The organism is Actinotalea sp., assembly GCF_041597215.1.
Taxonomy (GTDB): Bacteria; Actinomycetota; Actinomycetes; order Actinomycetales; family Cellulomonadaceae; genus Actinotalea.
On the sequence record NZ_JBFHHB010000143.1, the window covers coordinates 1 to 8,456 of the forward strand.

Sequence of the window (8,456 nt, forward strand, 5' to 3'; positions counted from 1 at the left end):
CACCACGCCCGTTCAACATCGCCCAGGCCCAGGCCCAGGCCCAGGCCCAGGCCCAGGCCCAGGCCCAGGCCCAGGCTGAGGGCGCGGTCGCGCCGACCAGCAGCGACCGGCGCGCCGTCCTCGAACCGCGAGACCTCCCTGGTCTCCCGGTCCTCAAGGCAGGTTCGCGGTGACCAGGCACGCCTCATCCGGCCAACCGCCGCGTGAGCACGTGCCCTCGGGCGCACGCCTCATCCACCCGATCGGAAGGATCACCTCATGAGCTACAGCCTCACCACCACCATCGACCACCCCTTCGAGACGGCCCTGGCCGCCGTACGCGCGGCCCTGGCCGACCAAGGCTTCGGAATCCTGACCGAGATCGACATGGCGGCCACGATGAAGGCCAAGCTCGACGTCGACATGGCACCGCAGGTGATCCTCGGCGCATGCAACCCCCCGCTGGCCCACCACGCACTGCAGCTCGAGGAGTCGATCGGGTTGCTCCTTCCCTGCAACGTGGTCGTGCGCTCGGTGGGCCAGGGACGCACCGTGGTCGAGGCCAGCGACCCGCACGTCATGGTCACCCTCACGGGCAACGACGGGCTCGCGGCCGTCGCCGACGACGCCGCGTCACGACTCGCCGCGGCACTTCAGGATCTGGGCCCGACACCGACGGTGTGAGAGCCCCGACTCCCGATAGACCTGGACTCCCACCGGAAGCCCCCGGTGACCGACCGAGACGAAAGCAGCCGGCATGCAGATCGCCCCCGACGAGATCGGAACCACCGTCCGCCGCCGGCAACTCGCCCAGGTGCAGCTGACCACCATCCTGCGCATGCTCGAGGAAGGTCATGACTGTGCGGACGCGGTCACCAGGATCGCGGCTGTCAGCCGCGGCCTCGACCGAGTCGGATTCGCCCTGACGGCCACGGGGCTCACGGAGTGTCTGTCCCGCGCCGGCGGCGAGGATCCGACTGATGCACAACGACTCAAGAAGCTCATTCTCTCGCTCGCCTGAGCACATGCCGACGCGGGGGAGGCGACCGGCCGTCAGTGCCGCCCAGCACGCGCGCCCTTCGCCATCTCTTCATCGAAGTGAGCGCAAGCCAACACCCGCAACCCTCCGCCCTCCCATACCCTAGGGGGGTATCGAAAGGCGGGGCTGATGCTCCCGAGCGGGAGGAGTGTGCGATGCGGACCGCGAGGAACAGGCACGGGACGGCGCCTTCGGGTGAGCCCAGGGGGCAGAGTCGACCTGGCCCGACCCCGAGGGCACCGCTCACCTGGGACCGTCGCGGCACCAGAGGCCCGGGGTGTCGCCAATGCGGGTCCAGCCCCGGCATGGGCGTGCACGATGACGTCTGAGCGGACCCCGGAGCGGGCCGACTTGGTGCGTCGTCTGGCGTGTGTCGAGGGTCAGGTCAGGGGCCTGGCGCGCATGGTGGCGTCAGACGCGTACTGCATCGAGACCTTGACGCAGGTCTCGGCGGTGACCGCCGCGCTTCGAGCGGTCGCACTGGACCTGTTGACCCGGCACATGAGCACCTGCCTGCTCGACGCAGCGCGCCTCGGCGGTCCGGAGCAGGAGGCCAAGGTCAAGGAAGCCTCGGACGCGATCGCGCGGCTCGTCCGGAGCTGAGGACGTTCACACGGCGGACGCGGAGTGACGCGCCGCCGCCACACTGATCGGAAGGGGACTTCGCATGAGCAGCAGGACGACGGTGATGGACGTCCGGGGGATCAACTGGGCGAGCTCGGCAGCGGTCCTCGAGGCGAGTCTCGCTCGACGACCGGGGGTCATGTGGGTCGCGGCCAATGCCGTGAACCAGACCGCGACGGTGACCTACGACCCGGCCAAGACCGACGAGGCCGTCCTGGCCGGATGGATCCGGGACTGCGGCCTGCATTGCGCCGGCCGCTCGGTGCCTGAGCACCTTTGCGAGCCCGTGCGCGAGACCGGCCGACTCCCGGGGGTTCGGCTGCCCGGGACCGGGCGCGCCCCTCACGTCCGGCGGGTGGGCACTGGCGACGACTCGGGGCATGAAGGCGCGGGGCACGAGGCTGGGGGCCACGGCTTGGCCGCGGTTCCGGAGCCGGTGGGGATCTCGGCGCACGAGACGATGGGTCACGGGCACGGCACCATGTCGATGGCAGACATGGTCGCCGACATGCGTCGCCGCTTCCTGCTCGCCGCAGTTCTCTCCGTTCCGATCTTGCTCTGGTCGCCGATCGGGCGGGAAGTCCTCGGCTTCACCCTGCCGGCGCCCTTCGGCCTTCGCGACGACGTGTTCGCCCTGCTGCTCTCGCTCCCGGTCATCTTCATCTCCGCGTGGATCTTCTTCGAGGGCGCCTGGAGCGCCCTGCGTGCTCGGACCCTGGACATGATGGTGCTCGTCGCCGTCGGGGTGGGCGCGGGGTGGGTGTACAGCCTGGTCGTGACGTTGACCGGCGGCGGGGAGGTGTTCTACGAGGCGTCCACCGTCCTGACGTCCTTCGTGCTGCTCGGGCACTGGTTCGAGATGCGCGCGCGGGGCGGTGCCAACGACGCCGTGCGTACCCTCCTGGAGCTGACCCCGGCGACGGCGGTGGTGCTCCGCGACGGGGAGACGGTCGAGGTGCCGACCTCCCAGGTCGCTGTCGGCGACCTGCTGCTGGTGCGCCCGGGTGCCCGGGTACCCGTCGACGCGGTCGTCGAGGAGGGGGAGTCCGAGGTCGACGAGTCGATGGTCACCGGGGAGTCGATGCCGGTGGCCAAGGCGCCGGGGGACGAGGTGATCGGCGCGTCGATCAACACCACCGGGACGTTGCGTGCGCGGGCGGTCAAGGTCGGTGCCGAGACCGCCCTCGCGCGGATCGTCGCGATGGTCCAGGAGGCGCAGAACTCCAAGGCGCCGGGCCAGCGGCTGGCGGACCGGGCCGCGTTCTGGCTCGTCCTGGTGGCGCTGATCGGCGGGTCGGCGACCTTCCTGATCTGGTTCGCCTCCGGCGCGAGCCTTCAGGCGGCCCTGCTGTTCGCGATCACCGTGGTCGTGATCACGTGCCCCGACGCGCTCGGGCTGGCCACGCCCACGGCGATCATGGTTGGGACCGGGCTCGGGGCAGGTCGTGGCGTCCTGTTCAAGAACGCGACCGCGTTGGAGGCCTCGGCACGGATCGACACCGTGGTGATGGACAAGACCGGCACGCTGACCAAGGGCGAGCCCGAGGTCACCGACGTGGTCACCCACCAGATGAGCCAGGACGAGATGCTCGCCCTGGTCGCTGCTGTCGAACACGAGTCCGAGCACCCCATCGCGCGGGCGATCGGCCGCCACGCCGACCAGCGCGGGCTCCAGGTGCCGGCGGTCGAGGAGTTCCGTAACGTGCCCGGTCACGGCGCCGTCGCAGTGGTCCAGGGCCGCACGGTTCTGGTGGGAAACCGTCGGTTGATGGACCGCGAAGGGGTCGGGCTCGGCGCCCTGGAAGCCGACCGGGACAGGCTCGCGGCGTCCGGTCGCACCGCGGTGCTCGTGGCCGTCGACGGCGCGGCGGTCGGTGTCATCGCCCTGGCGGACGCCGCGCGCCCGAGCGCCGGGCGGGCGGTGGCGGCCTTGCACGAGTCGGGCGTGCAGGTCGTGATGCTCACTGGTGACAACGAGGCAACTGCCCGACGCATCGCCGCCGAGCTGGGCATCGACACGGTGATCGCCGAGGTCCTTCCCGGTGACAAGGCTGAGAAGGTCGCCGAGCTGCAGCGAGCGGGCAAGCGGGTCGCGATGGTCGGCGACGGCGTCAATGACGCACCCGCCCTGGCCACCGCCGATGTGGGGATCGCCATCGGTGCCGGCACGGACGTCGCCATCGAGACGGCCGACGTCGTGCTGATGCGCTCGGACCCCCTCGACGTTCCCGTTGCCTTGCGCATCGGCCGCGGAACCCTGCGGAAGATGCGCCAGAACCTGGGCTGGGCGATCGGCTACAACGTCCTGGCCCTGCCGATCGCGGCTGGCGTCTTCGCCCCCGCCTTCGGGCTCGTGCTCCGCCCGGAGATCGCGGCACTGTCCATGTCGGGCTCGTCGGTGATTGTCGCGGTCAACGCCCTCCTTCTCAAGCGCCTGAACCTCCCACCGGCGAACGGTCCGCTTGGGGAGGTGCCTGTGACGACGGCGAAGGCTGTGGGAGTCGAGCAGTGACGCGGCCCCGCCGCCGCTTGCACGGCTCAGGAGGTCAGTTCGCCGAGCCTGGTGTGCCGAGGTGAGGGGCACAGCGGCGGGTTCCGCTCGTCGGTTGGGCTGCGCCTCACCCGCAACGGGCAGCGATGCATGCCGCCATGCAGCCCGTGCAACGCCCGCGGACGGAGCCGAGGCTCGCCATGGTCGGGCAGGGCAGTGGCATAGGGCGCAACCCAGGGTCGTGACGCTCGAGCACGGTCCTCCCCCTGACACGGCTCCCCACGGCGACAGCCGCGGGAACTCCACACGACTGACGAAGGGAGGTGAATCATGAGCGACTGCTGCAAGAGCACCACCACGATGACGGGCTCGTCGGAGGCCACTGCCGAGGAGACCCGGGCTACCGGTTGCTGCCAGGACGCCGCCCGCGACTGATCGCGGGCGCACGGGGCCGGCCCGCGCGACGACGAGGCGCTGCCAGCGCTCTCGGTCGATTGCGCGGTGCCGGCCCCCGAGACCGCCACCGCGGGCCGGTGCACCCACGGCGGTGTTTTCGCCGCCCTCCTTGTGGCCGCCCCGGTCAGCCCCCGGGCTTGAGGAACTCTTGAGGCTACGGCGCGGGGCACCTTGAGGTGGCTGGACCACGATGGAGGTGTTAGCTCGGGAAGTACTCACGAAAGAGGTTGTCACGATGATGGGATACGGATTCGGCATGGGCGTGGGGGGATGGATTGCGATGGCGGTGTTCTGGGTCGCGGTGATCGCCCTGGTGGTGTGGCTGGTCGTCCGCGCCTTCCCCAGCAGCCGACGCGATGATGCGGTGACGGGCGGCTACCCGTCAGTCGCGCCCGGCGAGACTCCTGATCAGCTCCTGGACCGCCGCTTCGCGGCTGGTGAGATCGACGTCGCGACCTACGAGTCGATGCGTGCGACGTTGCGCGCGAGCCGAAGCGGGAAGTGACGGCCCCGATGAGTCGTCGCATGCGAACATTCGCCGTTCCGATCGTCGCCGTCGCCGCGATGCTGGGTTCTGGCGCGTGGATGGTGACCCAGGGGCTGGGCGGGGGCGGATGGACCGCGGGAAGTATGGACGGCTCTGCCTACGGGATGATGGGCGGAGCGGGGATCGGAGGTGTCGCCTTGAGTGGTGACCGCACGCCCGTTGTCGACCTCGTCGGCGCGCGGGACCGGGCCCAGGAGTTCGCGACCGATCTCCGGCCGGGTCTGGTGGTCGGTGAGGTGATGCAGTTCGAACGGCAGTATTACGCCGAGCTCATCGAGGCGGACGGCTCCCTGGCCACGGAGGTGCTCATCGACCCCGTCTCGGGCGACGTGCAGATCGAGCTCGGGCCGGCGCGGATGTGGAACACCAGCTACGGCATGATGGCACGCGGCGGCTCGGACGCGCGGATCAGCGCGACCGAGGCCCAGCGGATCGCCGACGAGTGGCTCGCCGGCCAGGCCGGCGGGGACGGGCTCACGGCGGCCACCGCCGACGCCTTTCCCGGCTACTACACGCTGCACACGCTGCGCGAGGGGAAGGTCGACGGCATGCTCTCGGTGAACGCGACGACCGGTGACGTCTGGTACCACTCGTGGCACGGAGCATTCGTGAGGATGTCCGAGGAGCCGTGACTTCTCCTGGATTGCGTTCGGCGGCCCCGATCGATGCTCACGCGCCGGCCGGGCGTCGCTGGCGCGTGCTCGTCGTCGAGGACGACGTCCCCATTGCGCGCCTGATCTCTGAGTACCTGGGAGCTGAGGGTTTCGATGTCGACGTGGCGCCCGACGGTGAGGTGGGGGTCGGCCGGGCGCGTGCATGGGAGCCGGATGTCCTCGTTCTGGACCTGATGCTCCCGGGGATCGACGGGATCGAGGTGTGTCGACAGGTGCGCTCCTTCTCCGACGCCTACGTCATCATGTTGACCGCACGGACCGACGAGCTGGACCGGGTGATCGGGCTGTCGGTGGGCGCTGACGACTACCTCGCCAAGCCGTTCTCCCCGCGTGAGCTCGCGGCTCGCGTGCGCGCCATGCTTCGGCGTCCCCGCAGCGCCGACATGGTTGCCCCCGCTCGCGTCTTCGGGGACCTGGTGATCGATGTGGCCGGCCGGGAGGTCTCCGTGGCGGGTGAGCGGATCGCATTGACCCGGACGGAGTTCGACATCCTGGACACGCTGTCCGAGCGGCCGCGGGCCGTGCTCGCCCGGCGCACGCTGTTGGAGGCCGTGTGGGGTGCGGACTGGTTTGGTGACGACCACGTGGTCGACGTGCATGTGGCCAATCTTCGACGCAAGCTCGGCGACGACCCGGCCGAGTCGCGGTACGTCCGGACGGTTCGTGGCGTGGGCTACCGGATGGGTTCGGGCGTTTGAGGCCCGCCGGTCGGCGAGCCTCATTCGGCGCGCGCCTTCTCCTTGCGCAGGCCTTGGTCATCCTCGCCGGCGGGTTCACCTTGCTCGTCGTCGCCCTGGGGCTTGCCCCAGGGATGTTTCGTAGGCACGTCGAGGACGCGGTGGGCCCCATCACCACCGAGCTGGCCACCCACCTGGACATGGCGTTCTCTCGGGCGATCCTGGTCTCCCTGAGCGTGGCGATCATCGTGGCTGCGCTCACTGCCCTCGCGGTCGGCTCGTTCGTCTCCCGTCGGGCCGTGCGCCCGCTGCGGGAGCTGTCCGAGGCAGCCGGGGCGGTCGCTTCCGGTGACTACGCGGTCCGGGTCGCTCGCTCGGGCTACGGCGCCGAGCTCGACGCCCTTGCCGACGCCTTTGAGCAGATGGCCCGCAGCATCTCGCGTACCGAGAGGTCGCGAGCCGAGGTCCTGCGCGACCTGTCCCACGAGCTGCGCACCCCACTGAGCACCGTGCGCGGGTATCACGAGGCGATCGCCGACGGTGTCCTGCCGGCCGACCGGGCCACCTTCGAGCGCATCGACGCCGAGATCTCCCGGATCGAACGGTTGGTCGACGACGTGGGTCGCGTGTCGAGCGCCGAGGAGCGCGGGCTCGATCTTCACGTCCGCGAAATCGCCGTGGGCGACCTGCTGAGGGTCGCTGCCCGCGCCGAGGCGCTGGCCTTCGACGCCAAGGGTGTGCGCCTGACGCTTCGTCCTGGTTCCGATTCCCGGCCGGTCCTCGTCGATCCGGACAGGATGCAGGAGGTCCTCGCCAACCTGTTACGGAACGCTCTGCGCCACACGCCTTCAGGTGGGCACGTCGAGCTGTCTGCACGATCGGTCGGGGAGGCGATCGAGATCACGGTGAGGGACTCGGGAGACGGAATCGCTGCCGAGCACCTCCCGCGGGTTTTCGAACGCTTCTACCGGGTCGACGACGGCCGAGCGCGCGGCGAGGGCGGCAGCGGGATCGGACTGGCGATCGCCCGGGCGCTGACCGAGGCGCACGGCGGCCACATCCGCGCGCACAGCATCGGGCCTGGGACGGGCGCGAGCTTCGTCGTGACCCTGCCCGTGGGGCGCCTGGACCGCAGCGGCCGATGAGTCATTGTCGATGTGGCACCGAGCGGCGCTGCGGGCCGCGGCAGCCATGCCGCTCACGCCGGTGGTGCGGCGTCGAACATGATGTTCCGCGCTAGGCCCACGTCCAGGAACGGAAGCAGGAAGAGCAGGTACAGGCCACCCACTGGCCCGACCAGCGGACCAATCGTGACGCCGATCATGGCGCCGGCGTGCTTGAGGGCGCGGACCACCCTGTGGTGCTCGCACCGGAGCAGCTGTTCCTGCGGATCCCCGCCGGCTATGCGTCGTTCCTGCCGGAGGTCGTGCTGCTGCTCTGGCTGCTCAAGGCGACCAAGCGACCGGGGATCGCCGGGGGGCTTCTGGCTGGGGCGCTGGGCGGGCTCGTGTTTGCCTCGGCCGTTGCGCTCGGGCTCTGGTCATTCACGACCACGCCCGTCACCGCGCTGGTGCTGTGGTGGTTGACCCTGCTCCTGCAGTTCACTGCCGCGGGCGGGGTGCTGGGCGCCGCCAACACCTCGCAGTGGTCGCGGGCACGGACCTGGGCGATCGGGGGGGAAGGTCGCGCTCGTCGCGGCCGGGGTGGTCCTGCAGAACCTCGAGGCCCAGGGCGCCATCGCGACCCACGTCCACGACGAGTCGATCACAGCGATCCCTTACCGCAGTCCGGGCACCAGCTACACCCCGCACAGCACCTCGACGTCGTGCGCAGCCACCTGGAGGGTCATTTTTGGGAGCTCGTCGACGCCTTCGTGGCGGCGGGGCAGGAGAAGCCCTCTCTGCCGGCCGTCGCCGCCCTTGACGCGATCCCTCAGGCATCCCCTCGACGTATCCGGTCGCGGGGGGGG

At 70.5% G+C, this 8,456-nt stretch carries 10 protein-coding genes; 9 read left to right on the forward strand and 1 reads right to left on the reverse strand.

Annotation, left to right across the window (positions count from 1 at the left end; all coding sequences use genetic code 11):
* Nucleotides 1-258 precede the first annotated feature (258 nt).
* From ABWK99_RS10710 to ABWK99_RS10745, 8 genes are all read left to right on the forward strand, one after another.
* Nucleotides 259-663, forward strand: coding sequence for a DUF302 domain-containing protein (locus tag ABWK99_RS10710; protein ID WP_372594693.1), 405 nt, complete (start codon nucleotides 259-261; stop codon nucleotides 661-663).
* A 73-nt stretch (nucleotides 664-736) separates the two neighbouring features.
* The gene (locus tag ABWK99_RS10715) at nucleotides 737-1,000 is read left to right on the forward strand and encodes a metal-sensitive transcriptional regulator (RefSeq protein WP_372594694.1); all 264 of its coding nucleotides are present in this window, start codon (nucleotides 737-739) and stop codon (nucleotides 998-1,000) included.
* Between the two features lie 336 nt (nucleotides 1,001-1,336).
* The gene (locus ABWK99_RS10720) at nucleotides 1,337-1,621 is read left to right on the forward strand and encodes a metal-sensitive transcriptional regulator (RefSeq protein ID WP_372594695.1); all 285 of its coding nucleotides are present in this window, start codon (nucleotides 1,337-1,339) and stop codon (nucleotides 1,619-1,621) included.
* A 64-nt stretch (nucleotides 1,622-1,685) separates the two neighbouring features.
* Nucleotides 1,686-4,154 carry a heavy metal translocating P-type ATPase gene (locus ABWK99_RS10725; protein ID WP_372594696.1) on the forward strand — a complete coding sequence of 823 codons (2,469 nt, stop codon included), beginning with the start codon at nucleotides 1,686-1,688 and terminating at the stop codon, nucleotides 4,152-4,154.
* A 625-nt stretch (nucleotides 4,155-4,779) separates the two neighbouring features.
* Nucleotides 4,780-5,094 carry an SHOCT domain-containing protein gene (locus tag ABWK99_RS10730; protein WP_372594697.1) on the forward strand — a complete coding sequence of 105 codons (315 nt, stop codon included), beginning with the start codon at nucleotides 4,780-4,782 and terminating at the stop codon, nucleotides 5,092-5,094.
* A 20-nt stretch (nucleotides 5,095-5,114) separates the two neighbouring features.
* Complete coding sequence (locus tag ABWK99_RS10735) at nucleotides 5,115-5,768, forward strand: hypothetical protein (protein ID WP_372594698.1); 654 nt, start codon at nucleotides 5,115-5,117, stop codon at nucleotides 5,766-5,768.
* Nucleotides 5,765-6,508, forward strand: coding sequence for a winged helix-turn-helix domain-containing protein (locus tag ABWK99_RS10740; protein WP_372594699.1), 744 nt, complete (start codon nucleotides 5,765-5,767; stop codon nucleotides 6,506-6,508). Before ABWK99_RS10735 ends, ABWK99_RS10740 begins: the two co-directional genes overlap by 4 nt.
* A 140-nt stretch (nucleotides 6,509-6,648) precedes the next feature.
* Nucleotides 6,649-7,632: a sensor histidine kinase gene (locus ABWK99_RS10745; protein WP_372594700.1), complete on the forward strand. Its 984-nt coding sequence runs from the start codon at nucleotides 6,649-6,651 to the stop codon at nucleotides 7,630-7,632.
* 53 nt (nucleotides 7,633-7,685) lie between these two features.
* On the opposite strand, the gene ABWK99_RS10750 is transcribed toward ABWK99_RS10745, so the two are convergent.
* Nucleotides 7,686-7,841: a hypothetical protein gene (locus ABWK99_RS10750; protein ID WP_372594701.1), complete on the reverse strand. Its 156-nt coding sequence runs from the start codon at nucleotides 7,839-7,841 to the stop codon at nucleotides 7,686-7,688.
* A 3-nt stretch (nucleotides 7,842-7,844) separates the two neighbouring features.
* Here ABWK99_RS10750 and ABWK99_RS10755 point away from each other — a divergent pair.
* Nucleotides 7,845-8,456: hypothetical protein (locus ABWK99_RS10755; RefSeq protein WP_372594702.1), on the forward strand; the 612-nt coding region annotated here is incomplete at its 3' end.

Excerpts from the sequence above, each read along its gene's own strand:
- ABWK99_RS10710 (WP_372594693.1), top strand. The coding sequence starts at position 259 with ATGAGCTACAGCCTCACCACCACCATCGACCACCCCTTCGAGACGGCC.
- ABWK99_RS10715 (WP_372594694.1), top strand. The coding sequence starts at position 737 with ATGCAGATCGCCCCCGACGAGATCGGAACCACCGTCCGCCGCCGGCAA.
- ABWK99_RS10720 (WP_372594695.1), top strand. The coding sequence starts at position 1,337 with ATGACGTCTGAGCGGACCCCGGAGCGGGCCGACTTGGTGCGTCGTCTG.
- ABWK99_RS10725 (WP_372594696.1), top strand. The coding sequence starts at position 1,686 with ATGAGCAGCAGGACGACGGTGATGGACGTCCGGGGGATCAACTGGGCG.
- ABWK99_RS10730 (WP_372594697.1), top strand. The coding sequence starts at position 4,780 with ATGGAGGTGTTAGCTCGGGAAGTACTCACGAAAGAGGTTGTCACGATG.
- ABWK99_RS10735 (WP_372594698.1), top strand. The coding sequence starts at position 5,115 with ATGCGAACATTCGCCGTTCCGATCGTCGCCGTCGCCGCGATGCTGGGT.